24 protein-coding genes are annotated in these 24,706 nt (G+C 66.3%); 13 read left to right on the forward strand and 11 right to left on the reverse strand.

The features are described 5' to 3' along the window. Positions 1 to 27: 27 nt before the first annotated feature. Positions 28 to 798 (forward strand): Fe-S cluster assembly ATPase SufC, encoded by a 771-nt coding sequence (gene sufC, locus ITX31_RS13580; RefSeq protein WP_091604949.1) that lies wholly within the window; start codon positions 28 to 30, stop codon positions 796 to 798. Positions 799 to 833: 35 nt separating this feature from the next. Next, the gene (locus tag ITX31_RS13585; protein ID WP_091604946.1) at positions 834 to 1,163 is read left to right on the forward strand and encodes a metal-sulfur cluster assembly factor; all 330 of its coding nucleotides are present in this window, start codon (positions 834 to 836) and stop codon (positions 1,161 to 1,163) included. Between the two features lie 25 nt (positions 1,164 to 1,188). Here ITX31_RS13585 and ITX31_RS13590 read toward each other — a convergent pair whose 3' ends face one another. Genes ITX31_RS13590 through ITX31_RS13600 form a run of 3 tightly spaced genes read right to left on the reverse strand, consistent with a single transcriptional unit; the run spans position 1,189 to position 3,252 of the window. Further along, positions 1,189 to 1,809, reverse strand: a complete 621-nt coding sequence (locus ITX31_RS13590) for an energy-coupling factor transporter transmembrane component T (RefSeq protein WP_323745688.1) — start codon at positions 1,807 to 1,809, stop codon at positions 1,189 to 1,191. Positions 1,810 to 1,813: 4 nt separating this feature from the next. Continuing rightward, positions 1,814 to 2,533 carry an energy-coupling factor ABC transporter ATP-binding protein gene (locus ITX31_RS13595; protein ID WP_194783941.1) on the reverse strand — a complete coding sequence of 240 codons (720 nt, stop codon included), beginning with the start codon at positions 2,531 to 2,533 and terminating at the stop codon, positions 1,814 to 1,816. After that, positions 2,530 to 3,252: a biotin transporter BioY gene (locus ITX31_RS13600; protein WP_194783942.1), complete on the reverse strand. Its 723-nt coding sequence runs from the start codon at positions 3,250 to 3,252 to the stop codon at positions 2,530 to 2,532. Before ITX31_RS13600 ends, ITX31_RS13595 begins: the two co-directional genes overlap by 4 nt. Positions 3,253 to 3,459: 207 nt before the next feature. On the opposite strand from ITX31_RS13600, the gene ITX31_RS13605 reads away from it, so the two are divergent. Further along, complete coding sequence (locus ITX31_RS13605; RefSeq protein WP_194783943.1) at positions 3,460 to 5,058, forward strand: ABC-F family ATP-binding cassette domain-containing protein; 1,599 nt, start codon at positions 3,460 to 3,462, stop codon at positions 5,056 to 5,058. Positions 5,059 to 5,151: 93 nt separating this feature from the next. On the opposite strand, the gene ITX31_RS13610 is transcribed toward ITX31_RS13605, so the two are convergent. The 3 genes from ITX31_RS13610 to ITX31_RS13620 are packed head-to-tail and all read right to left on the reverse strand — an operon-like array spanning position 5,152 to position 6,683. Next, complete coding sequence (locus tag ITX31_RS13610; protein WP_194783944.1) at positions 5,152 to 6,033, reverse strand: SURF1 family protein; 882 nt, start codon at positions 6,031 to 6,033, stop codon at positions 5,152 to 5,154. Continuing rightward, on the reverse strand, positions 6,034 to 6,291 hold the full coding sequence (locus ITX31_RS13615) for a hypothetical protein (protein ID WP_194783945.1): 258 nt from the start codon (positions 6,289 to 6,291) through the stop codon (positions 6,034 to 6,036). Next, a complete protein-coding gene (locus ITX31_RS13620; protein WP_228529348.1) occupies positions 6,288 to 6,683 on the reverse strand; it encodes a DUF3099 domain-containing protein in 396 nt (131 codons plus the stop codon). The genes ITX31_RS13615 and ITX31_RS13620 overlap by 4 nt, the downstream gene beginning before the upstream one ends. Before the next feature lie 146 nt (positions 6,684 to 6,829). On the opposite strand from ITX31_RS13620, the gene ITX31_RS13625 reads away from it, so the two are divergent. Both ITX31_RS13625 and ITX31_RS13630 read left to right on the forward strand, forming a co-directional pair. After that, positions 6,830 to 7,558 carry a beta-ketoacyl-ACP reductase gene (locus tag ITX31_RS13625; protein ID WP_194783946.1) on the forward strand — a complete coding sequence of 243 codons (729 nt, stop codon included), beginning with the start codon at positions 6,830 to 6,832 and terminating at the stop codon, positions 7,556 to 7,558. A gap of 123 nt (positions 7,559 to 7,681) precedes the next feature. After that, positions 7,682 to 8,425 carry an SDR family oxidoreductase gene (locus ITX31_RS13630; protein WP_194783947.1) on the forward strand — a complete coding sequence of 248 codons (744 nt, stop codon included), beginning with the start codon at positions 7,682 to 7,684 and terminating at the stop codon, positions 8,423 to 8,425. Positions 8,426 to 8,428: 3 nt separating this feature from the next. On the opposite strand, the gene serB is transcribed toward ITX31_RS13630, so the two are convergent. Beyond that, positions 8,429 to 9,343: a phosphoserine phosphatase SerB gene (gene serB / locus ITX31_RS13635; protein WP_194783948.1), complete on the reverse strand. Its 915-nt coding sequence runs from the start codon at positions 9,341 to 9,343 to the stop codon at positions 8,429 to 8,431. A gap of 114 nt (positions 9,344 to 9,457) precedes the next feature. Here serB and ITX31_RS13640 point away from each other — a divergent pair, with 114 nt between their 5' ends. The 7 genes from ITX31_RS13640 to ITX31_RS13670 all read left to right on the forward strand — a co-directional run bounded on the left by ITX31_RS13640 (position 9,458) and on the right by ITX31_RS13670 (position 14,810). After that, the gene (locus ITX31_RS13640; RefSeq protein WP_194783949.1) at positions 9,458 to 10,246 is read left to right on the forward strand and encodes an ABC transporter ATP-binding protein; all 789 of its coding nucleotides are present in this window, start codon (positions 9,458 to 9,460) and stop codon (positions 10,244 to 10,246) included. 16 nt (positions 10,247 to 10,262) lie between these two features. Further along, the gene (locus ITX31_RS13645; RefSeq protein WP_194783950.1) at positions 10,263 to 11,063 is read left to right on the forward strand and encodes a sulfite exporter TauE/SafE family protein; all 801 of its coding nucleotides are present in this window, start codon (positions 10,263 to 10,265) and stop codon (positions 11,061 to 11,063) included. Then, positions 11,064 to 11,870: a TrmH family RNA methyltransferase gene (locus ITX31_RS13650; protein WP_194783951.1), complete on the forward strand. Its 807-nt coding sequence runs from the start codon at positions 11,064 to 11,066 to the stop codon at positions 11,868 to 11,870. Between the two features lie 87 nt (positions 11,871 to 11,957). Further along, positions 11,958 to 12,812: a hypothetical protein gene (locus ITX31_RS13655; protein ID WP_194783952.1), complete on the forward strand. Its 855-nt coding sequence runs from the start codon at positions 11,958 to 11,960 to the stop codon at positions 12,810 to 12,812. Positions 12,813 to 12,974: 162 nt separating this feature from the next. Continuing rightward, complete coding sequence (locus ITX31_RS13660; RefSeq protein ID WP_091604901.1) at positions 12,975 to 13,232, forward strand: type B 50S ribosomal protein L31; 258 nt, start codon at positions 12,975 to 12,977, stop codon at positions 13,230 to 13,232. Positions 13,233 to 13,360: 128 nt separating this feature from the next. Beyond that, positions 13,361 to 14,434, forward strand: a complete 1,074-nt coding sequence (locus tag ITX31_RS13665) for a lipoate--protein ligase family protein (protein WP_194783953.1) — start codon at positions 13,361 to 13,363, stop codon at positions 14,432 to 14,434. Between the two features lie 43 nt (positions 14,435 to 14,477). After that, positions 14,478 to 14,810: a LuxR family transcriptional regulator gene (locus ITX31_RS13670; protein ID WP_194783954.1), complete on the forward strand. Its 333-nt coding sequence runs from the start codon at positions 14,478 to 14,480 to the stop codon at positions 14,808 to 14,810. 63 nt (positions 14,811 to 14,873) lie between these two features. Here ITX31_RS13670 and pepN read toward each other — a convergent pair whose 3' ends face one another. The 3 genes from pepN to ITX31_RS13685 all read right to left on the reverse strand — a co-directional run bounded on the left by pepN (position 14,874) and on the right by ITX31_RS13685 (position 20,294). Further along, positions 14,874 to 17,483 (reverse strand): aminopeptidase N, encoded by a 2,610-nt coding sequence (pepN, locus tag ITX31_RS13675; RefSeq protein ID WP_194783955.1) that lies wholly within the window; start codon positions 17,481 to 17,483, stop codon positions 14,874 to 14,876. Positions 17,484 to 17,487: 4 nt separating this feature from the next. Next, positions 17,488 to 19,179 (reverse strand): hypothetical protein, encoded by a 1,692-nt coding sequence (locus tag ITX31_RS13680; protein ID WP_194783956.1) that lies wholly within the window; start codon positions 19,177 to 19,179, stop codon positions 17,488 to 17,490. Between the two features lie 107 nt (positions 19,180 to 19,286). Next, a complete protein-coding gene (locus ITX31_RS13685; RefSeq protein WP_194783957.1) occupies positions 19,287 to 20,294 on the reverse strand; it encodes a YeiH family protein in 1,008 nt (335 codons plus the stop codon). A gap of 119 nt (positions 20,295 to 20,413) precedes the next feature. Between ITX31_RS13685 and ITX31_RS13690 the strand changes: the two genes are divergently transcribed. After that, positions 20,414 to 23,197, forward strand: coding sequence for a cation-translocating P-type ATPase (locus ITX31_RS13690; RefSeq protein WP_194783958.1), 2,784 nt, complete (start codon positions 20,414 to 20,416; stop codon positions 23,195 to 23,197). On the opposite strand, the gene ITX31_RS13695 is transcribed toward ITX31_RS13690, so the two are convergent. Continuing rightward, entirely contained in the window at positions 23,169 to 24,608 is a 1,440-nt protein-coding gene (locus tag ITX31_RS13695; protein ID WP_194783959.1) for an SDR family oxidoreductase, read from the reverse strand. The genes ITX31_RS13690 and ITX31_RS13695 overlap by 29 nt on opposite strands. Between the last annotated feature and the right edge of the window lie 98 nt (positions 24,609 to 24,706).

Consider the following 24,706-nt stretch of genomic DNA (forward strand, 5'->3'; position numbering starts at 1 on the left):
GCGTGCAAAGAGAAAGCGAAACTACGCATGTCCACTCTTGAAATCAAGGACCTTCACGTCAGCATCGAGACCGAACAGGGTGTCAAGAAGCAGATCCTGAAGGGCGTCAGCCTGACCATCAATACCGGCGAAACCCACGCCATCATGGGCCCCAACGGCTCCGGCAAGTCCACCCTGGCTTCCACCATCGCGGGCCACCCCCGGTACACCGTTGACAGCGGCTCGATCACCCTGGACGGCGAAGATGTCCTGGAGATGAGCGTTGACGAACGCGCCCGCGCCGGCCTGTTCCTGGCCATGCAGTACCCGGTTGAGGTTCCGGGTGTCACCATGACCAACTTCCTGCGCACCGCCAAGACGGCGATCGACGGCGAAGCACCGTCCCTGCGCCACTGGACCAAGGACGTCAAGAACGCCATGTCCCAGCTGCGCATCGACGCCGACTTCGCCCAGCGCAACGTCAACGAAGGCTTCTCCGGCGGTGAGAAGAAGCGCGTCGAGATCCTCCAGCTTGAGCTCTTCCACCCGAAGTTCGCCATCCTGGACGAGACCGACTCCGGCCTGGACGTTGACGCACTGAAGGTAGTCTCCGAAGGCGTCAACCGCGAGCATGAGGCCGGGAACATGGGTACCCTGCTGATTACGCACTACACGCGGATCCTGCGCTACATCAAGCCGGACTTCGTGCACGTGTTCGTTGACGGCCGGATCGCCGAACAGGGCGGCCCCGAGCTCGCCGACCGCCTTGAAGAAGAAGGCTACGACCGGTTCACCAAGACCGGCGCAGTCAGCGCCTGAGCACACCAGGCACGCCGGAACACGAGGAGCAGAACATGAGCGACGCCAACCTGGCCCAGACGTCCCTGGAGGACGTCGAAGAGGCACTCAAGGACGTCATTGACCCCGAGCTGGGGGTGAACATCGTTGACTTGGGCCTGCTCTACGGACTCAAGTACGCCGAAGACGGCGCCCTTCTCATCGATATGACCCTGACAACGGCCGCCTGCCCGCTGACCGATGTCCTCGAAGAGCAGACCGCCAAGGCCCTTGACGGCATTGTCGACGACTTCCGGCTGAACTGGGTGTGGATGCCGCCGTGGGGACCTGAGAAGATCACCGACGACGGCCGCGACCAGATGCGGGCCCTCGGCTTCAACATCTAGCCGGACCCGGCGTTAAGGCAGCGGGTCAGTCCCTGTCCGGCTCACCAATGCCGCGTGCCGCCAGCGCCTCTCCGGTCTGCTGGGCGTAGGCCACGGCGCGGATCACCACCGGCACGGCCAGCGCGCGGGGACTGCGTTCGAGCCCCCTTGCCTTCGCGGAATTCCGGACATCCGCGGCCGAACCCAGCAGGTAGGGGACACTGCGCAGCATCACGGCCAGCGCCAGCCCGAACCGTTCCGGATCCGCCCCAAAAATCCGCAGCGGCCGCACCAGCCCCACCACGCCGTCGAGCAGCCGGGGCACCGGGACGGTGAGCACCAGGAGCCGGGCAGCCAGCACGCTGACCAGGATGTTGCCGGTTACTGCCACCGCCGTCCACACTCCGGCCTGCCAGAGCTGGAATCCGCCGAGGATCAGCAGCACCGGCCACATCAGGCGCAGCGGCAGCAGGAGTTCACGCAACAGCCCGGCCCCGGCGTAGGCCAGCACGGTGAGCAGCGCACCAGCTCCCGTCGCCGACGGATGCGCAGCAGCCAGCATGGCAAGTGAGCCCAGGACGACGCCGGCCGCCTTCAGTCCCAGCGGCGCCCGGTGCACCGGGCTGTTGCCGGGCCGGTAGGCGCCGAGCTCCAGGCTCCTCCTCACCGGCTCACTCCGCACGCAGTCCGGTGGGCTCCCCGGCCGCGAGCCGCCGGTAGGCCGCGATGCTCTCGCCGGGCGGACCGTCCTGCACAATCCTTCCGCCATCGACCACCAGTACCCGCTGCGCATCGGCGGCGAAGTCCAGGTCATGGGTGGTGTAGATGACCTGCTGGGAGAGGCCGGCCAGGATGGTCCGCAGCCGCGCAGTGTTGCGCAGGTCCAGCAGCGTGCTTGGTTCATCGGCCACGAGGATGTCCGGTTCCGTTGCCAATACGGCAGCCAGCGCCATCAGCTGCCGCTCACCACCGGACAGGTCATAGATGCTGCGGTCGGCCAGGCCCAGCAGGCCAAAGCGGTCCAGGACGCGCTCCGCCGCGGCCCGGCGTTCAGCTGCGCTGCGGACAGTGCGCCGCAGCGAGAGTTCGACGTCGTCGCGCCCCGTGGGCATGACCAGCTGGGAGAGCGGGTCGGTGAACACGAACCCCACCCGGCGCCGGACCAGGGATCCCCGGCGGGCCGTGTCCGCCCCGTCCACGCTGACGCTGCCGGCGGAAGGCAGCAGCAGCCCGTTGATCAGGCGCAGCAGCGTGGACTTGCCGGAGCCGTTGGCGCCGATGACGGCTATCCGGGATTCGCCAAGTTCCAGGGACAAGGGGTGCAGTATGGGAGCCTCTGCGGGACCTGCGTCCGGTGCCCTGACCTCGGCGGCAAGGAACTGGACGGTCATGAGCGGTGTGCCCGCGTCCGGCGGGGCTTCATACGCGGAGCCAGCCGGGGGAAGGCGGCGAAGACGCTCACCGCTACGGCTGCTGCTGCCAGGTTTTTCAGCACGTCCCCGGGCCAGAACGCCATGTCTGCCGTGAGGGCAGCCGGGAAGGAAAGCTTGGCATTGAGCATGAGCCCGGCGATTCCCAGCGGATGCACTACCAGGAAGCTGGTGCCCAGCCCCGCAGCGAAAAGCACGGCGAACCGCACGCGGCGGATCCGGCCCAGCAGCACGCGTACGAGCAGACCGACCACCAGCGCCGCCAGCGGGAACGAGAGGAGGTATCCGGCGGAGGGGCGGGCAAGGACCCCGACGCCGGAGGTAAAGCCGCTAAAGACGGGCAGCCCGGCAAGTCCCGCAGCAAGGTAGAGGCCCACGGCCGCCGCACCGCGGGCCGGACCAAGAACCATGCCGGCGAGGGTCACGGCCAGGGTCTGCAGCGTGATGGGTACCCCGGCCGCCAGGGGAATCCCGGGAACCAGGGAGAACGCTGCGATCAGCGCGGCGAAGACCGCGATGTAGGACAGGTCAGCCGCACCCCAACGGCGCCGGGACGCCGCACGCGGCGCCGCACCGCTCGAGCCGCCACCGGTCTCCCGGGAGCTGGGCAGGCTGGAGGCGCTGGTCTCGGGGGAGGGCACGGGCAGGGACGTGGCTGCTGGCTCAGGGGCGGTGGACATTAATGCTCATTTCGTCAGGGTCCTACAGAATGAGTCCTAAGACTCCGGGGAAACCGCCCCGGTGTTTCCGAGACTAGACCGGCGCCGGGGCGATCTCCTTTGTCGGATTCCTACAATTCTGCTTAAGCCGGTAGACTTGAAAGGCTGCCTTCGCAGATTCCGCGCACATAGCGCCCCAATCCATTTCCTCCGAAAGGTCCCTCCTTAGTGATTGCCGTATCTGAACTCGAGCTGCGTGCCGGCGCACGGCTGCTCATGGAAGCGGTCTCATTCCGTGTGGACAAGGGAGACAAGATCGGGCTGGTGGGCCGCAACGGCGCCGGAAAGACCACGCTCACCAAGGTCCTGGCGGGAGAAACCCTTCCGGCGGCCGGACACATCAAGCGCACCGGGGACATTGGCTACCTGCCGCAGGATCCCCGCACCCCTGACATGGAACAGCTTGCCCGGGACCGCATTCTCTCCGCCCGCGGCCTGGATAAGGTCCTGACCGAGCTGAAGAAGTGCCAGGACGAGATGGCCAGCGGTGATCCAAAGGTCTCCGAGAAAGCGATGAAGCGCTACGACCGGCTCGAAGCGGAGTTCCTGTCCGCCGGCGGTTACGCTGCCGAGTCCGAGGCAGCCACGATCTGCGCGAACCTGGCCCTGCCGGACCGGCTCCTGAACCAGCCTCTGAAGACCCTCTCCGGCGGCCAGCGCCGCCGCGTGGAACTGGCCCGGATCCTTTACTCGGACGCCGAGACCATGCTCCTGGATGAGCCCACCAACCACCTCGACGCCGATTCAATCGCCTGGCTGCGTGAGTTCCTGAAGAACCACACCGGCGGCCTGATCGTGATCAGCCACGACACCGGCCTGCTTGAAGCGACCGTGAACAAGGTCTTCAGCCTGGACGCCAACCGCGCCACGATCGACATCTACAACATGGACTGGAAGCGCTACAAGGTCCAGCGTGAGACGGACGAGCGCGCCCGCAAGCGTGAACGCGCCAACACTGAGAAGAAGGCCGGCGCCCTGCTGGCACAGGCCAACAAGATGAAGGCCCGCGCTTCAGGCGCTTCTGCTGCCCAGAGCATGCTCAAGCGTGTTGACCGGCTGATGAGCGGACTTGACTCGGTGCGCGCCACGGACCGGGTGGCAGCGCTGCGCTTCCCGGATCCCGCGCCCTGCGGCAAGACCCCCATGATGGCCGAGGGCCTGAGCAAGAGCTACGGCTCCCTGGAGATCTTCACCGACGTAGACCTGGCCATTGACCGCGGTTCCAAGGTGGTCATCCTGGGTCTGAACGGTGCCGGCAAAACCACCCTGCTGCGCATGCTGGCCGGCGTGGACACTCCGGACACCGGACGCATTCTTCCCGGGCACGGACTGAAGATCGGCTATTACGCCCAGGAGCACGAAACCCTGGACACAGACCGCACCGTGCTGGAGAACATGCGCTCCGCGGCACCGGACATGGATGACGCCGAGGTGCGCAGCGTGCTCGGTTCCTTCATGTTCAGCGGGGATGACGTGGACAAGCCGGCAGGCGTGCTGTCCGGCGGCGAGAAGACGCGCCTGGCGCTGGCGACGATCGTGGCGTCATCCGCGAACGTTCTCCTGCTGGATGAGCCCACCAACAACCTTGACCCGGCCTCCCGCGAGGAGATCCTGGGCGCCCTGAGCAACTACTCCGGCGCCGTCGTCATGGTCAGCCACGATGAAGGCGCCGTGGCGGCCCTGAACCCCGAACGCGTTGTCCTCCTGCCGGACGGCGATGAGGATCACTGGAACGAAGGTTACCTGGAGCTTGTCACGCTGGCCTAGCCCAAGCCGAAGCCAGAAAGGCCGCCGCGCCCTCCGGGACGGCGGCCTTTCTGCTGTGCCGTGCTGTGTGCGCCGTCCCGTCCGGGCCGGAACCTAGTAGCCCTGGGCGTCCAGGATGGCGTCTTCCTCTTCCTCGCCCGTGGTTCCGCGGCGCCTGCGCACCGGCCGGGTACGGCGCGGAGCCGGCGCCGCCGAGTGGACCTCTTCGCCGTCGTCGTCGAAGTCATCCTCCTCGTCCTCGCCGGCCTCGATCAGGTTCCATGCTTCCTGGCGGGCGGCGTAGCCAAACCCGACAAAGAAAAGCAGGCCAAAGGCATACCACTGCAGGGCGTAGGACAGGTGGGGCCCTTCATCCAGCGCGGGCTTGGGAGCAGCCTCGGGCCGCTCAGCGGGTGCTGGATCCTCGGTGTCCATCAGCCCGTAGGCAGCCTGCTCCAGCGGGTACCCGGTTTGCTCCTGGTAGATTGCCAGGTCGATAGAGGCCAGCTGGCCCTCCGGTGCACCGCGAAGCAGGGTTGGCTCGGCGGGCTTGATGCGGGCAGTGACGGTGACTTCGCCCTCAGGAGCGGCAGGGACCTCGTCCGGCCAGCCTGCCTCATTGTTGCCGATAGCCAGCCAGCCGCGGTTGATGACGACGGCGGTGCCGTCCTGGAGCTTCAGCGGCACCAGGACCTCGTAGCCCGGGCGTCCGTTCAACGGGCGGTTGCGGACAATCCGCTGGTGGGCACTGTCATAGGTACCTGTCAGCTGGACCGGCAGCCACTCAGCTGACGGGTCGAAGTCCTCGAAGTAGCCGGCCGCCTCCTCGAAGGGAACCGGGTCCGCCGAATAGTTCGCGTCCACCCAGCCAATGTCCTCGCGGACGGCATCGCGGCGGTCAAGCTGCCACGTTCCAAGGAACGCGCAGACCGCGGCCAGCGCACACACCAGGACGAACCAGCCCAGCCAGCGGCTGGAGAGGAGGAACTTGTACATCTACCGGGTGTCGCTTTCGGTTCCGGCGCTGCCGTTAAGGGGCAGCGTTTCTTTCCACAGGGAACGGAGCTGCAGGTACTCTTCGAGCCAGGCGCGGTGATCGCCGCAGGCCAGCCAGATCTTCCGGCGCTCGGGCGTATGGATTTTGGGGTTGTTCCACAACAGCTGCCATTCCGCGTCGGCACGGCAGCCCTTCCTGGAACACCGGGCACGGGCTTCGCCTCCGGCGCCGCCGGATAACTGGTCGAGCAGGTTCATGCCTTCGGCGCCTGCGTTCCGTGGCCGGAAGGTCCGTCGTCGTCGATGATTTCGCCGCTGAGCACCGTGGTGCCGGGGGACTCGGGGGCATCGGAGACGCGGGCCTCAAGCTGCTGCGGTGCAGGGGCCTCATAGGGGGAGTCCCCGCCAAGATTGCTGCTGTCGCTGCCGCCGTTGGCAATAACGACGGCGAACCACGGCAGCACGACGGCGCCCGCAACCACAACCCACAGCATCCAGCCGTGGACAAAGAACAGCAGGAACAGGCACACCATGCGAATACTCATGGACACCGTGTACTTGACCATGCGCGCATGCATTTCATCGGTATGCGCCGATCGGGCGTCCGTAATACGCGGAATGCGGGCACCGCGGCGGGTTAGCTTGCTCATCCCTGGTTCATCGCAGAATCGTCACTTGGTTATCACTCTCCAAACAGATTCCCCCATTGTCTCACTGCTGCCCGGTAACTTGTAGTTGCCCCCGGCGCCGATAGGATCGGTTCCTGATGCCCTGCCCCCATACGTAAGGATTTTTTGTGCAGAACGATTCCCAGTCCCCGGCCGGCCGCAGTGTCCTCGTCACCGGCGGAAACCGCGGCATAGGCCTGGCCATCGCCAAGGCGTTCGTCGAAGCGGGGGACAAGGTCGCCATCACCTACCGCAGCGGAGACGTTCCCGAAGGCATGCTCGGCGTGAAGGCAGATGTCACGGACATGGCCTCCGTCGATGCCGCATTCACGGAGGTCGAAGCCGCGCACGGTCCGGTGGAAGTGCTGGTGGCCAATGCCGGAATCACCCGCGACACCCTGCTGCTGCGCATGAGCGAAGATGACTTCACCGATGTGGTGGACACCAACCTCACCGGCGCCTTCCGGGTAGTCAAGCGGGCATCCAAGGGGATGCTGAGACTCCGCCGCGGCCGGGTAGTGCTGATCTCCTCGGTGGTGGGCCTCTACGGTTCCCCGGGCCAGGTCAACTACGCCGCATCGAAGGCGGGGCTGGTGGGCATCGCCCGCTCCCTGACCCGCGAACTTGGGTCCCGCAACATCACCGCCAACGTGGTGGCTCCCGGGTTCATCGACACCGACATGACGCGGGCCCTCCCGGAGGACACCCGGAAGGACTACCTGTCCTCGATTCCCGCCGGGCGATTCGCGGAACCGGCGGAGGTTGCGGCCGTAGTCCGCTGGGTCGCAGGTCCGGAAGCCGGCTACATTTCCGGTGCCGTTATCCCCGTGGACGGCGGACTGGGCATGGGACATTAGCCCGCCCGCCATGGGTATTCGTTGGAGGTTTCCACCAAGGTCCGCGCCGGTACGTGCTGGCAGGATGGGATGCAGAGAGCAATTCTTTAGCTATCACGCACAAAGTTTCACAAAGGAGTTCTTATGGGCCAGCTTGAGCACAAAGCGGCAATCGTCACCGGATCGTCCCGGGGCATAGGCGCTGAAGTCGCGAAACTGCTCGCCGCCGAGGGTGCCGGCGTCGTTGTCAACTACCGCCAGAAGGCGCCCCGCGCCAACAAGGTGGTTACCGGCATCGAGGCCGGCGGCGGACGGGCTGTTGCCGTGGGTGCGGACCTGACGTCTGCCGAAGGTCCCGCGGCGCTGGTTGACGCTGCGCTCGATTCATTCGGCAGCCTGGATGTGCTGGTGCTCAACGCGTCGGGCGGCATGGAAACGGGTGTGGAGGAGGATTACGCACTCAAGCTCAACCGCGACGCGCAGGTCAATATGCTCAACGCGGCGGCTGCCCGAATGAAGCCGGGCTCCCGGGTGGTCTTCGTGACCAGCCACCAGGCCCACTTCATCAACGCCGTGCCTACCATGCCGGAGTACGAGCCCGTTGCCCGGAGCAAGCGGGCCGGCGAGGACGCCCTGCGTGCCCGCATCCCGGAGCTGGCGGAAAACGGGATCACCCTGGTGGTTGTTTCCGGCGACATGATCGAGGGGACCGTCACCGCAACCCTGCTGGACCGGGCCAACCCCGGTGCCATCGAAGCGCGCCGTGAAGAAGCCGGCCGGCTCTACTCCGTCGAGGAGTTCGCAGCCGAGGTAGCCCGCATGGCCCTTGCGGACGTGCCTACCGGACACACCGAATACGTTGGCGGAGCGGACTACCTCAGCGCGTAGGTCCTAAAGCTTCACGAAGTGCTGAACCACGTCCAGGCTGGGCAGGTTCAACACTGCATCCGCGGCGGCCTGCACTGCCGGCTTGGCGTTGAACGCCACGCCCAGTGCGGCCGCCGCAAGCATGTCCAGGTCATTCGCGCCGTCACCGACTGCGATGGTCTGGTCCAGGCGGATACCCAGCTCCGCTGCCCATTCACGGAGAGACTGCGCCTTGACGGCCCGGTCCACCACCTCGCCGGTCACGGTCCCGGTCAGCACGCCGTCCTCAATGCCCAGCTCGTTGGCGCGGGCGAACGTGAGTTCCAGCGCAGACGCCAGGGGAGCCAGCACCTGGTTGAATCCGCCGGAAACCACCGCGACTGCGTGGCCCGTCGTGAGGAACGCCTTGACCAGCGCCTCGGCGCCGTCGGAAAGTTCGATCCGGTTGCCCACTTCCGCGATTACGGATTCAGGCAGTCCCGCAAGCGTCTCCACGCGGGCGTGGAGGCTTTGCGCAAAGTCCAGTTCCCCGCGCATCGCGGCTTCGGTCACGGCGGCCACCTCCGCCTCACGGCCGGCATGCGCCGCGAGGAGTTCAATGACCTCCTGCTTGATCAGGGTTGAATCCACGTCCATGACCAGCAGCTTGCGTCCCGGCTCCACCAGCGAAGCGGGAACGACGGCGCTCTGTGCCGGTGCCGCTCCACCGCCCAGGGCCTCCTTGGCAGCCGAAGCAACGGCAGAGCGCAGGGACGCCAGCCCGCCGTCGTAGGTTACGAACAGTTTCGAAACCACGTAGCCGTTCCCCTCGGCGTTCTCCAGCTCAACGATCCGCGCTCCGGTGCCGGCCACGGCCTGCTGGACCCTCCCGAGGTACGCGTCAGCGAGTTCGCGTCCGTAACTGACAACGCTGTATTCCGGGGAGGTTTCAGGGAACATGCGTGGTTTCCGATCTTTGTGCGGTGTGGACGGCCGGTCTGGGCACAGCCGTGCGGACATGCGGCGGCGCCGCGTTTCGCCAACGCGCCTTTCTTTAGCCTAGTGTCTACTGCTATGAGTGATGTTCTTGAATTTGCCGGGGTAAGTGTCGTCCGGGGCGGAAAAACCCTGCTGGACGGCGTGAACTGGCAGGTGAGGGAAGGCGAACGCTGGGTCATCATGGGACCCAACGGTGCCGGAAAGACTACGCTGCTGCAGATTGCCGGCGGCCGGATGCACCCCACGCGCGGCATGGCGGGCATCCTCGAAGAGATCCTGGGCTCCGTCGACGTGTTTGAGCTGAGGCCGCGCATCGGACTGGCCTCTGCCGCCCTTGCCAACCAGATCCCGGAGCATGAGACCGTCCTCAACGTGGTCCTTACCGCGGCTTACGGCATGACCGGTCGCTGGCGCGAGAAGTACGACAAGCTTGATGAGCGGCGCGCCTTCAGGCTGCTGCACGACTGGGGCATGTCCACCTACATCAACCGCAGATTCGCTTCCCTGAGCGAAGGCGAACGCAAGCGCGTCCAGATTGCCCGAGCCCTGATGACGGACCCGGAGCTGCTGCTCCTGGACGAGCCGGCAGCAGGTCTTGACCTGGCCGGCCGTGAAGACCTGGTCCAGCGCCTGGCCAACCTGGCCGCGGACGAAGACGCTCCCGCTATGGTCCTGGTGACCCACCACCTCGAAGAGGTACCGCCGGGGTTCACCCACGCCCTCCTGATGCGTGACGGTGGCGTGGTGGCTTCCGGGCCAATCGACACCGTGTTTACTGAAGAACACCTGAGCACCGCCTTTGACCTGCCGCTGGCCGTGCAGCGGGATGCTGCGGGCCGCTACACCGCCACCGCGCGCCGCTAACAGGGCGCCGCACTGAATGTTCCTGTCTTCGGCAGGGTGGCTCCACGACGCCCTGGTACTCTTCGCCGGCCTGTGGGCCGGAACGATCAACGCAGTGGTCGGTTCAGGCACCCTGGTGACCTTCCCGGTGCTCGTGGCACTGGGCTACGCACCGGTAGCCGCTACCATCAGCAACGCCATGGGACTGATTGCCGGCAACATCGCCGGTTCATGGGGCTACCGGCGCGAGCTGGCCGGACTCGGCGGAACCCTGCTGCGGCTGCTGCCGGCGTCAGTCCTTGGCGGGATCACCGGTGCCTGGCTGCTGCTGCACCTTCCGGAAGAAGTCTTCGGCACCATAGCCCCGTTCCTCATCGTGGTGGCGCTGCTGTTCGTGGTTTTCCAGCCCAGGCTCCAGGCCTGGGTGCGGAAACGTGCAGCGCGCAATGAGCAGCACGGCGACGTGGCAGAAGGGCCCGCCCGCCCGTCCTGGCAGCTGACGGTCCTCATTTTCCTGGCCGGCATCTACGGCGGTTACTTTGTTGCGGCGCAGGGCATCCTGCTCGTGGGCATCCTGGGAATCTTCCTCCACGGGACGCTGCAGAACGCGAATGCGGTCAAGAACATCCTGGTGCTGGGGGTCAACGTGGTGGCTGCCTCGTCCTACCTGCTCTTTGCCTTCGACCGGATTATCTGGCCCGTGGTGGCGCTCATCGCGGTTGGCTCGCTCATTGGCGGATTCATCGGCGCTGCGGTAGGCCGCAGGCTGCCCCCGGTGGTCCTGCGGACCGTCATTGTCCTGCTGGGACTCGTCGCGCTCTGGTTTATGGTTTTCTAAGTGAGCCTCATCCACCTTGAATCCGCCGATGATCCCCGCGTTTCGGACTACACCCGGCTGACGGACACGTCGCTGCGCCGCCTGCGCGAACCGGCCGAGGGAATGTACATTGCCGAATCCTCGAAAGTCCTGCGGCGCGCCGTCGACGCCGGGCACATCCCCAGGTCCTTCTTCCTGGCCGAGAAGTGGCTGCCGGACCTGCAGGACATCCTGGAACGGTTCCCGGACGTGCCCGCGTACGTAGGCACTCCGGACATCCTTGAGGCGATCACCGGATTCCACCTGCACCGCGGGGCGCTGGCGGCCATGCAGCGCCCGGCCCCGCTGGACCTGGCCGGAATCCTGGCGGGTTCACAGCGGATTGCCATCCTTGAAAACATCGTGGACCACACCAACATCGGAGCGATCTTCCGTTCGGCGGCCGCGCTCGGCGTCGACGCCGTCCTGGTCAGTCCCCAGTGCGCGGACCCGCTGTACCGCCGGGCCATCCGGGTCAGCATGGGCACCGTGTTCCAGGTTCCCTGGCTAAGGCTGCAGTCCTGGCCCGGGGCACTCACCGAACTCAGGACCGCGGGATTCACCACCGCCGCGCTTGCCCTGGAAGAGGACTCCCTGACGCTGCAGGAACTTGGTGCCGGGAGGTACCCGAAGCTGGCCCTGGTCCTGGGCACCGAAGGCGACGGCTTGTCCCGGAGCACCCTGGCCGAGGTTGATCTGACGGTCCGGATTCCCATGCAGCGCGGAGTCGACTCCCTGAACGTTGCAGCAGCGTCTGCCGTGGCTTTTTGGGAGTGCCGCATTTCTTAGCCGTCCCCACGCTTATATCCGGAGCTTGTTGGTGCAACACTTGCCGTGCACGAGGCGCTACCGACACTTTGAGCCCAGGGGCAGTCCATGCCAGTACGCAAGCACACTCACCGGCGCGCCGCCGCGTTGTGCCTGACGGCAGCACTGCTCCCCGCTGCGGCCGCCTGCGGACCAACTGCCGAGCAGATGACCGATCGGATACAGTCCGCCGCTTCGAAGCCGCCGCCGGCTGAACCGGTGCCGCAGCACGCCGGACCGCGCAGCGCAGAACCTGAGCCCACTGTTGTTCCGGAACCCGTCCAGGTGAGCGTAAGCGGTGCCCAGGCCGGGATGGCGGAGAGCGTCCAGGAAGCGTGCCTGTTCCTGCTGCGCGGGGACAGCGGCGAGTTCACCGGTGCAGGCGACTGCGTTGCCGCGGCCATGGAAGCAGGTGCAGGCGCGGAACAGCAGGTGACTACCACGGCGAGTTGGCTGCCGCCCGGGACGTACACCATGCAGTTCAGCACCGCGCCGGAATTCGCCATGGAACTTCGAAGCGCCGACGACGAACTCCAGATCTCGGTGTCCGAATCCGGCCGGACACTGCGGACCGGGGAATCCGTGGCGACAGCGGATTCCTCCGGCGGTGCCGAAGAGGCCTATGCGGCAGTGCTGGCCGACGCCGCCGAGCTGACGGCGAATCCGGACCGGCTCCGTTCCCTGGTACAGACCGCCGCGACTGTACGAGCTGAATACGGGGTCGAGTACCACGGCACCGCTGCCACCCGGCTGACCGCCGTCGTCAACGCTGAACGTCCCGGTGACTTCAGCGGTTCGCTGGTCCTGACCCTTGATGAGCTGTACCGGCCGCTGCTGATTGACTACTCCGGGGCGACGCGGGGCATCAGTACCTCGATTCGGGCCGAGATCACGGGCTGGGGCAGCGGGGCAGGCCAGCGCTAGGCTGGTGCATGCGCCCATCGCGTGTGCATTCCCTGCCGTTTCGCGCCGGTTTTGCGCATGACGGCCGTCATTGCGCTAAGATTGGTTGTTGGCCAGCTGGCCATAAGAGCTTTGAACCCCATTGTGCCTGGCAAAATCCAGTCACCTAGAGAAGGTATTACTGTGAAGTCTGACATCCACCCCTCGTACGCGCCGGTTGTATTCCGTGACCTTGCGTCCGACACCGCGTTCCTGACCAACTCCACGGCGACGTCCTCCAAGACGATCGAGTGGGAAGACGGCAACACCTACCCGCTGATCGAGGTGGAAATCTCCTCCGCATCGCACCCGTTCTACACGGGCAAGCAGCGCATCATGGACTCCGCCGGCCGCGTGGAGCGCTTCAACGCCCGCTTCAAGGGCTTCGGCGGCAAGAAGTAGCCTTAGCTTTTTCGGGCAGCAGCCTAATATTGAAAGGTCCGTTCGGAATGTTCCGAACGGACCTTTCGTTTACGTCCGTAGCCGGCGTGCCAGGCGCCGGGGATAACAGTTCTTCCAGGAGGATCAGCATGAGCGAAGCACACGACGGCAGCCTGCACGGGGAGTATAAGGTTCCCGGCGGCAAACTGGTCGTGGTGGACCTCGAGGTGACAAACGGCGTGCTGGATTCAGTATCCCTCAGCGGAGACTTCTTCCTCGAACCGGATGACGCGCTGGACGAAATCAATGCAGCGCTGTCCGGCCTTTCCGCCGAGAGCACCGCTGAACAGATCGCCGACGCCGTCCGGTCCCGGCTGCGCCCCGACGCCGTATTGTTCGGCTTCTCCCCGGAAGCCGTCGCGGTCACCGTCCGCCGTGCACTTGCCAAGGCCACCAGCTGGGGAGACCACGAATGGGACATCATCCCGCCCACCCCGCTGTCCACGCATCTGCATGTAGCCATGGACGAAGTCCTGGCAGAGGAAGTCGCGGCCGGACGGCGCAACCCGACGCTTAGGTTCTGGGAATGGGAAGCTCCATCCGTGGTGATTGGCAGCTTCCAGTCCCTGCGAAACGAAGTCGATCCGGAAGGCGCCGAGCGGCACGGAGTGACGGTTGTGCGCAGGATCAGCGGCGGCGGTGCCATGTTCATGGAGCACGGCAACGCCATCACCTATTCGCTCTACGTCCCGCAGTCCCTCGTCGACGGGCTGAGTTTCGCCGATTCGTATCCGTTCCTTGATGCCTGGGTCATGGAGTCGCTGGAACGCCTGGGAATCAAGGCCTGGTACCAGCCGCTCAACGACATCGCCACGGACCAGGGCAAGATTGGCGGAGCAGCCCAGAAGCGGCTCAGCTCCGGTGCCATGCTGCACCACGTCACCATGTCCTATGACATTGATGCGGACAAAATGGTCCAGGTACTCCGCATCGGCAAGGAGAAGCTCTCCGACAAGGGCACCCGCAGTGCCAAGAAGCGCGTAGACCCGCTGCGCCGGCAGACAGGCCTGACCCGGGAGGAAATCCTGGACACCATGATGCAGACGTTTGCCGGGCGCTACGGCGCCAGGACCACGGACATTTCGGAGGCCGAGATGGAGCGTGCCAGGGAAAAGGTAGTGGCCAAGTTCGATACTCCGGAGTGGGTCAACCGGGTCCCGTAGTTCCGGCTACCTTACGGCCCAACCGGCATCTAGACTTCCCGGCATGGAAAAGAAGTCGCTGACGGCGCTGATACGCAACCATTTGGAAACGGCCCGGGAGGCTTCCTCCGGCAGGAGCGCGGCAACGGTCTACGGCGGCCACGAGCACGTGATGCGCCAGACTGTCATTGCCCTCGCCGCCGGGTTCACCCTGGACGAACACGACAACCTCGGCGAAGCAACCATCACCGTACTCAAGGGGCGCATCACGCTGTTCTCCGAAGGGGAGAGCTGGGAAGGTTCCGCGGGCGACCATTTGATCGTGCCGCAGGCCCGCCACGCCGTCACCGCCGTCGAGGACTCTGCCTTCCTGCTCAGCGCAGCCAAACGCCGCTAGTACGCCGGCGGGACGGGAAGATCCGGCCGGCATGCAGACAGGACCTTCGCGGCAGGCAGGAGCCTAACGGGCCGCGGCCTGGGCGCGCAGGGCCCGGAGCAGCTGGTCCTGCGCTTCGATGATGATCCTGCGCAGCGCCGCCGGGGCGGCGGAGTTCGATTCAAGCCATTCCTGGCCCAGCAGCAGGACGGGATGGTCCGCAGGCACCATGTGCGGTGCGAGGTCCTGTGCGGACGGATACAAGCCGGCCACCACGCGCGACGAGATCTCGATGCTTCGGGTGGACCAGACGGCACCCAGGGCGGCGAAGTAGTTCGGAATGTAGGCATCCAGGAGTTCGTGGCCGCCAATGCTGAAGCCCTCGATGGTGGCGGAGAGCAGCTCGTTGGACAGCTCTGCCGTGTCCACGGCCGCTGCCCAGGCGGCGGCCTTGACCTCCGGGTCCGGCAGCGCCGCTGCTGCCACCGTGTAGCCCACCCGGCCCGCAGCCGTGTTGTCGGCACCCAGCTCGGCCTTCAGCTCCGCCGGCCCGGCCGAGCCCGTACCCGCCAGGGCCTGCCAGAGCCGCCACCTCAGGTCAGAATCGACGGTGAGGCCCGGATAGCCCATTTGGCCGGAGAGCAGGCCGCGCAGCAGCTCATTGTGGCTGGTGCTGTACCTGCCCAGCGCCGCGGCAGCGCGGGCCAGGATCAGCTGGCCGTCGCTTCCTGCCGGGGCTTCTGCGAGCTGGTCCGCAACTGCGGTAAAGAGCTGTTCCCTCAGCGCGCTGCGGATCTCCGGCGGCGCGTAGCGTTCAACGGCCGTGCGCGCGTTATCGAGCAGCACCTGCTTTACCCCGGCTCCGGGCTCGGACGGAACCGTCCGGATGACCAGGCGCAGGTAATCCCGGGCCGAGAGGACGCCGTCCCGCACGCTGTTCCACAGTGCGGACAGGCAGATGGCACGGGCCAGCGGATCGCGAAGGCGTGGAAGGAACTCCAGGAGCGTGGCCAGGGACGCCGGGTCGAAGTGGATCTTGGCATAGGTCAGGTCTGCGTCGTTGGGCAGCAGGAGCGCCGGTACGGGCTTGCCCTCAAGTTCCGGCACCCCGCTGTACCTACCGGCGACGTCGATCTCCACCGAACCGGTGCGTACGAGCCAGCCCTCGGCATCGAAATCGTAGGAGCCCAGGCGGATCCGGTGCGGCCTGGGCATCTGTTCCCCGCTGACCGGGTCCGGAGCGTCCTGCCGCACGGCGATGGAAGCGTAGGTGCCGTCAGCCGCCGTTTCGGCGTCAATGGACAGGACGGGCACGCCGGCGGTCTGCAGCCACATCCGGGACCACTCGCTCATATCCCGCCCGGACGCGGACTCAAGCACGTCGAGCAGGTCCGCCAGTGTGGTGTTGCCCCACGCGTGCCGCGCAAAGTAGGTGCGTGACGCTTCAATGAACGTTTCAAAGCCTACGTATGCTACCAGCTGCTTGAGCACCGAAGCTCCCTTGGCGTAGGTGATGCCGTCGAAGTTCTGCTTGGCAGCTTCCAGGTTCGGGATGTCCGCCACGATGGGGTGCGTGGTGGGCAGCTGGTCCTGCACGTAGGCCCATGCCTTGCGGCGGTTGGCAAAGCTGACCCAGGAGCTGGTCCAGTCTGTGGCTTCATCCACTGCCAGGGCCCCCATGTAGTCCGCGAAGGACTCCTTCAACCACAGGTCATCCCACCAGCGCATGGTCACCAGATCGCCGAACCACATGTGCGCCATTTCGTGCAGAATGGTGTTCGCCCGCGCCTCGTACTGGGCTTCGGTGGCCTTGGTCCGGAAAACGTAGGCTTCGGTAAAAGTCACCAGGCCCGGATTTTCCATTGCGCCGAGGTTGTATTCGGGCACAAACGCCTGGTCGTACTTCCCGAACGGATACGGGTAGGCAAAGAGATGGTGGAAGTACTCCAGGCCCTTCTTGGTGGTGTCGAAAATGGCGTCCGCGTCAAAATGCCCTGCGAGCGAGGCACGGCAGTAGGCAGCCAGGGGCACCACCAGTTCCTCCCCGTCCGGAAGGACCGTGCGCCAGGAATCCCGGGCCTGGAAGTAGGGCCCTGCCAGGACGCAGGTGATGTAGGTGGAGATCCGCTGGGTGGGGGAGAAGTCCCGGCGGCTGCGGGTCCCGCCGGCCGGCGTGCGAGCCGCTTCGGGAGAGTTGGAGACAACTTCCCAGTCCGAAGGGGCCGTGACGTGGAAGGTAAAGGAGGCCTTCAGGTCCGGTTGCTCAAAGTTGGCGAATACGCGGCGGGCGTCGGCCGGTTCGTACTGGGTGTAGAGATAGGTGCGTCCGTCCGCCGGATCGGTGAAGCGGTGCATGCCTTCACCGCTGCGGCTGTACAGTGCGGTTCCCTCCACGCTCACCACATTGGTCCCGGTCACCAGGTTGTGCAGCATGATCCTCGAACCGCTGACGGTCTCCGCCGGGTCATATGCCTTCCCGTTCACCACCACGGCTTCCACGCCGCCGTGGATAAAGTCCAGGAACGTTGAGGCTCCCTCCACGGCACAGTCGAACGTTATGGTGCTTCGTGACCGGAATCCGGCGACGGCGGGATCGGCGGCGTCTCCGAGATCCAGTTCAACGTCGTAGGAGTCGACTCGCAGAAGGGCGGAGCGGGCGGCTGCTTCATCGCGGCTCAGGTTTTCGTTAGGCACCAGTTCATTCAACCACCTCGGCGGTCGATGGGGGAGGCGCCGGGTTCCGGCGGGGCTTCCGTTTGAAACGGCGCCCGTCCCTCGCCAGTCCGGGCAAAGCAGCTGAAAGCCGCTGCAGGGACAGGCTGCCGAGCACGATGAAAAACGGAACATAGAGATAGAGGAAGCGCGCCCGGCCCTCGGAGAACATCAGAAAGACGAAAAGGCCCAGCAGCGCAACGCGGGCAGTTGCCACAGCCCGGGAATCGAGCGGCGGGCCCCGCAGGAGAACGCCTGCCCCGCAAAGCGCCAGAAGCAGGAACCAGGTCCCCTGCCAGAAGTTCAGCAGGAGTCCGAAGCCCGGGCGGCCGGGACCGAAGAAGTCCTGGATGCTGCGGCTCAGTTGATCATCCGCGATGAATTCGCTGGCAGTCATCCGGCCTTCACCCCACGCGAAGAAGGACCCGTCGCCTGTCATCCAGCGCAGCTTGGCGTTCAGGAATTCGGGGTAGCCCGCCGGGCCGCGTTCAGCCACCCGGTCCAGATACGCCTGCCAGGCGGCATCGAAGCGCGCCTGCGGATCGGCAACCGCCAACGTGGTGCTGCGGTCTTCCTCGTTGTAGGCACCGTAGTAGTCGCCGTGGGGTCCCGGGTACTGCTGGACGCCCACCTTCAGGAAGTGAGTAGCGGGAAGCGCGTACTCGTTCGCAGACACGCCCTCTGCCGGGACTCCTGAGCTGCGCACCCATGCACCGATCCCGGCGTAAGCCCCGGCGAAGGCGCAGGCCGCCGCCGTGACGGACAGTACGGCGACTGCGAGGTCCCTCCGCCACGAGGCCCGGCGCACGGACAACAGAACGACCAGTGATGCCGCCACCAGGACGATCAGGGCGGTGGGTTTGATTCCGTAGCCCACGGCGGACACCGTGCCTGCGGCCGCCCACAGCAGCAGCCGCGCAGGCAGCCGGCACCTGCCCGCCGCGAGCAGGAGGCAAAAGACAAGGATCGTCAAAGGCAGCGCCGCAATGTCCGAGTAGAAAACTGGCAGCCAGGGGGAGAGGACAATGAGGGCGGCCGAGGGAACCAGCGTGAGCCTGGCTGCGCGGCGGCCGCCGAGCAGCCAGGCTGCGGCCCAGGTAAGCAGCATGCCGCAGAACAGCAGTGCAGCACTGAGGTAGGCCGTTGACTGCCTGAGGTCCTGCGAGCCCAGCGCATCGGCCGCCCCGAGGAATCGGCTCAGCAGCAGCATCAGGAGGACGTTGTTGGGATTGACCTGGAAATAGGCGCGGTCCGCGGCCTCCGGGACCCCCTGGTCTGCCAGCCCGTACGCAGAATAGTAGACGGCTGCCGCGTCCCAGTCAGGCGGCAGCCGCACGGCATCCGCCAGGCGCGCCAGCACCGTGAACACAACAGCCCAGCCCAGCAGCGATCCGAGTGCGCGGATCCAGCGGAACCGGACCCGGCGGTCGATGAGCTCCAGGAGCCACGGAACCAGGAGCATCACACCCAGGACCAGGACGCCCAGCAGTGCTGCCGCCCAGGCCTCGTAGCGGGAGAACCCGTAGGATGGCACTGCCAGGTTTGAGACCAGGAGCCAGAGAACCAGCGCGCACCAGAAGAGACCCGCAGAACGCGGGAGCAGTCCCGCCCTCCCGCACGCTTTGTTGAACCGGCCCCGGACAGCGGCCTGGCTTCCAGGGACAACAGCGCGAGCCATACCACCCCCTGGGTTCTCCACCGCCGGATGTCGGAAGCTCAGAGACTATGCGGACCTCAGCGGCCCGGCAACGGGTACCCCCGCCGGGTCCCGGACAAACGACACGATCAGGCAGGAACCAGCAGTATTGCCAGGCCAAGCGCCGCGGCGACGATGATGGCCCAGGACACCAGGGACGCCGCAGCCGCCCGGCCCCCGGTGCGGACCAGGCTGCGCAGGTTCACAGACGCGCCGAGCCCAAAGAGCGCTGCGGCGAAGAGCAGCTCCTGCGCCACGGCAGCAGCTTCCAGCAGGCCGGCCGGCAGCAGCCCGGTGGTCCTCAGCGCGACGGCCGCCACGAAACCGGCCACGAAAAGCGGAACCAGCGGAGGGAACTTCCCGGTGCCTCCGGCGGCACTCCGGCGGTGCTGCAGGCCGGCCAGCGCGCTGACCGGCGCGAGCGTCAGCACGCGCACCAGCTTGACGACGACGGCAAGGGCCAGCGCCGCCGCCCCTCCGGTCTGAGCGGTGGCCACCACCTGTCCCACGTCATGGACGGAAGCGCCGGCCAGGAACCCGAACCGCTCCGGGGACAAGCCCAGCACCGCACCAAGCAGCGGCAGCAAGGCGATGGCCAGCGTTCCGCACAGGGTCACCATCGCGGCCGGAACCGCAGTTCGTTCAGCCCGGATTCCCCTGGCGGCGGCAACAGCTCCAACCGCGGAGACCCCGCAGATCGAAAACCCGGCAGCCACCAGGACCGGCTGTTCTTCGGGAAGCCGAAAGACCCGGCACACCAGATAGGTCGTGCCGAAGGAAAAGCCCACCAGCGCAATGATCAGCACAACGGTAAGCCAGCCCAGTCCAGCGATGTCCGGCAGGGAAACCTTGAGGCCCAGCAGCACGATGCCCAGCCGCAGGAACTTCCTGGCGGAGAACGCCAGCCCCGGACGCCAGCGGCCGGCTGAGACCGCTGCCGGACCAGGCACATTACCCGCGAGGAGCCCTAGGAGGACCGCCGCCGTCAGTACCGGAACCGCAGGCCATGCCCGGTGCGCCAGCAGGCAGAGCACGACGGCGGCTGCTGCTGCAGCGAGGCCGGGGAGGCTGGTGCGAAGTACGGTGGGCGCTGGCATTCTCCAACCTTGTCCGAGAACTTGGTGCGGCACCAACTCCGTACCGCACCATTACCCCTCGGGTACCCCCTTGATAGACTGATCCGCACCAGTTGGCTCGCCGAGCACAGGGGCATCCCATGCACCATGGCAGCAACTTCGAGGCCGGAACTCCTGCCGCCGGAGCGCCCGAATCCCCGGTGGCCGAGCCCTGGACGCGGAGCGGACCGGAGGTCGCAGCGGCCCTGGACGTTGATCCGGCGTCCGGTCTGAGCCCGGGCGAAGCCGCCCGCCGGCTGGAACTCTGCGGATCCAACCAGCTGGCAGGAAAACCTCCGGTGCCAGCCTGGCGCAAGATCCTCAGGCTGCTTGCCGACCGGCTGATCCTGGTCCTCATCGCGGCAGCGGTGATCAGCGCCGTCGTTTCCCGGGACCTTGAAACACCTATCGTCATTCTGGCGGTGGTCATCCTGAACACCTGCCTGAACTTCATCCAGGAAAGGCGGGCTGAAAACAGTCTGGAGGCGCTGCGCCGGACGGATGTGGGAACCACACGGGTCCGCCGGGGCGGCAGCGTCACCACCCTCGCCCGCACTGGCCTGGTCCCCGGGGACATCGTGCTGCTGGAAGCGGGGGACTCCGTACCGGCAGACGGCAGGCTGCTGGAAGCTGTCCGGCTCCAGGCTGCGGAGGCCGCGCTGACGGGGGAGTCGCAGCCGGTCAACAAGGACGCCGCCTCCCTGCAGGCAGCTGATTCGCCGGTCGCCGACCGGCACGGCATGCTCTACATGGGCACCGACATCAGCCGGGGCCGGGCCATGATGGTAGTCACCGGCACCGGAATGGACACACAGATGGGCCGCATCGCCCACCTGCTCGGCAGCACCCGGGACGAGAAGACCACGCTGCAGCGCAGCATCGACCAGCTGGCGGCGCTGCTGACCTGGATCGCCCTTGGAGTCGTGGCACTCGTCTTCGTCCTCGGACTGCTCCGCGGCGAAGACCTGAACTCACTGCTCCTCACCTCCGTCTCCCTGGCAGTGGCCACCATTCCGGAAGGCCTGACCGCCGTCGTCGCCTTCACCCTTGCCATGGGGGCCTCGCGGCTGGCGGCACGGGGGGCAATCATCAAACAGCTCTCAGCGGTGGAGACGCTGGGCGGAACATCGCACATCTGTACCGACAAGACGGGCACACTGACCCTGAATGAAATGACCGTGCGGCGGCTGGTATCCGCCTTCGGCCTTCGATGCCGCGTCACGGGGACCGGATACGGGCTGGAAGGCAAGATCCTCAGTCCCGACGGCGGCGAAGTCCCGGCAATGACCGAGGCATACCTGGCCATGGTGCTGTGCAATGACGCATCAGTGACAGACGGGGTGCTCAGCGGCGACCCGACTGAAGGCGCCCTGGTGGTGCTGGCCGAGAAGGCGGGCATAGATCCGGTGGGCGCGCGCGCAGAGCATCCGCGGCTCGCGGAGGTGCCGTTCGACTCGGAATACAAGTTCATGGCCACGTTCAACACTGACCGGCGTGTCCAGGGCCGGAACTGGTGCAACGCCAAGGGAGCGCCGGGGGTGGTCCTGGACCTGTGCACCCACTTTGCCGGGCCGGACGGAGTGGAACCCCTGACGCCGGAGCACCGGGACCGGGTTCGCACCGAAGTAGAAAAAATCGCCGATGCCGGGCTGCGCACCCTCGCAGTGGCCGGACGTCCGTTCGAGGAGCTTCCGCCTCCTGAACCGGAGGCGCTGCGCCGGGCAGTGGACGGACTGGTGCTGTACGCCGTCGTCGGCATCATGGATCCGCCGCGCCGCGAAGCGAAGGACGCAATCGAAGAGGCGCGTGCCGCCGGGATTCGGGTGCACATGATCACCGGCGACCATCTGGTGACGGCGTCAGCCATCGCCAAGGACCTGGGCATCCCGGGGCAGGCAGTGGCCGGTTCGGCCTTGGACGGGCTCGATGGCCTGCAGCTGGAGGAGCTCGCCCCGAAGGTGGGCGTGCTGGCCAGGGTCTCGCCTGAGCACAAGCTGCGGGTCGTGGAGGCGCTGCAGGCTGACGGTTCGGTGGTCGCCATGACGGGCGACGGCGTCAACGACGCTCCGGCCTTGAAGCGGGCGGACATTGGAATTGCCATGGGCATCACCGGGACGGATGTGTCCAAGGGTGCCGCACGGATGATCCTCACCGATGACAACTTCGCCACCATTGTTGCCGCGGTCCGGGAAGGCCGCGGGATCTACGCCAACATCATCAAGTTCGTCCGGTTCCAGCTGACCACCGCGTGGGGATTCGTACTGATCTTCCTGGCCGCTGCGGCGTTCGGCTTCGCGGGCGGAGCGCCCTTCACAGCCATCCAAATCCTGTGGGTGAACATCATCATGGACGGTCCGCCCGCCCTGGCGCTCGGCGTCGACTCCACCGATCCCAAGGTCATGAGGCAGCCCCCGCGCAGGCCCCGCGAGCCGCTGCTGACCGGCCAGCGGCTCGCCGCGCTGGCGGTCTCCGGGCTGGTTATGGCCGCAGGAACCTGCTGGGTGCTGCTGGCCGCGCCGTCGCTCTTCCCCGAAGCTGCCGCCGCAAGCACCAATTTCGCCACCACCATGGCCTTCACGACGTTCGTGTTCTACCAGGTCTTCAACCTGCTCAATGTCCGCAGCGAGACGTCTTCGGTCTTCTCGCTGCAGACGTTCACCAACCGGACCATCTGGTTGGCGCTGGGCGCGGTGGTCCTGCTGCAGGTGCTCGTGGTGCAGCTGGGGTTCTTCGAGGATCTCTTCGAGACCGTTCCGCTGGACTCCGACCAGTGGCTGCTCTGCCTGGGGGCAGCGGGCACCATAGTCCTGGTGTCTGAGCTCGGCAAGGGAGCAGGCGCGCTTCGCCGCCGTGCCGCTACCAGGGCGAGGGCCGGTAATCCTTAAGGAAGACGCCGTGGAGGTCTGCTCCGGCCTCACCCATCACGATCGGGTCGTAGACGCGCGCAGCACCGTCCACCAGGTCCAGCGGTGCATGGAATCCTTCTTCGGCCAACCGGACCTTGGTGGGATGCGGCCGTTCATCGGTAATCCAGCCGGTATCCACGGCGGTCATCAGGATGCCGTCGGTTTCCAGCATTTCTCCGGCGCTGGTGCGCGTGAGCATGTTGAGCGATGCTTTGGCCATATTTGTGTGGGGATGTCCCGGACCCTTGTAACGGCGGGCAAACTGGCCCTCCATTGCGGAGACGTTCACAATGTACTTGCGCCGTGCAGGTGAGGCCGCCATGGCCGGGCGGAGCCGGTTGACCAGCAGGAACGGTGCGGTCACGTTGCACAGCTGCACTTCGAGCATTTCCAGCGGCTCAACCTGGTCCACCACCTGGGTCCAGGAGTTGACCGGCGCGGTGTCCGGCACCAGCCCGCCGGCATCAATCGCCGTGCCGTCGCCAAGCTTGGCAAGGGATGAAGACCCGGCCGTCAGTGCCAGGGAGGTGACGGCGTCGCCGGCCAGTACGGGATGCTCGGCGATTGAACCGGCCAGCGCGGTGGGATGGGCGTTGTAGGTATTGCCGAACGTCACCAGTTCCGGCATGGCCCGGCTGGAGGGGAGCTCCTCCAGCTCAGCGTCCACCAGCGGCTGGTAGGCGTTGGAGCTGCGCCGCACGGTCTGCGCCGCGTTGTTGACCAGGATGTCCAGCGGCCCTTCAGCCGCCACTGCATCAGCCAGGGAGATCACCTGGGCCGGATCACGCAGGTCGATTCCCACGATCTTCAGGCGATGGAGCCAGTCCGCGGAATCCTCCATCGCGGCGAAGCGGCGTGCCGCGTCCCGGGGGAAGCGCGTGGTGATGGTGGTATGGGCGCCGTCGCGCAGCAGCCGCAGGGCGATGTACATGCCAATCTTGGCGCGGCCGCCGGTGAGCAGCGCGCGCCGGCCGGAGAGGTCCGTCCGGGCATCACGCTTTGCGTGGCTGAAAGCAGCGCACTCGGGGCAGAGCTGGTGGTAGAAGGCATCCACCAGGGTGTAGGGCTGCTTGCAGATGTAGCAGTTCCGGGGTTTGAGAAGGGTGCCCGCGGACGGTCCGTGCGCTGAGCTGCGCAGCTGCGCACCCCTCGTCTCGTCATCGATCCGGTCCGCGGCACCAGTTGCGGTGCGGGCAACGACGGCGCGGTCGGCTTCGGCCACGGCTTCCCGCTTGGTCACCTTGCGGTGCTTCTTCACTGCCTTGAACATCTTCGCCGTGGCCCGGCGGACGGCCACGTGGTCCGGATGGTCTTCGTCCAGGGCATGGATGGTGGAGAGAACCCGAAGGCAGGTGCTGAGGTCTTCGGGGCTGAGTTCTGTGCTGCTCATGGATCACGTTTCTGCGGTGGGCCCGCCGGGGGTATTCCGGCGGAGGTCAAAATGGTGCACCTCGACCTTACCGCTAACCCGCCCGGCGCCCCTTATCG

It is taken from the genome of Arthrobacter gandavensis, assembly GCF_015355785.1.
Taxonomy (GTDB): Bacteria; Actinomycetota; Actinomycetes; order Actinomycetales; family Micrococcaceae; genus Arthrobacter_B; species Arthrobacter_B gandavensis_A.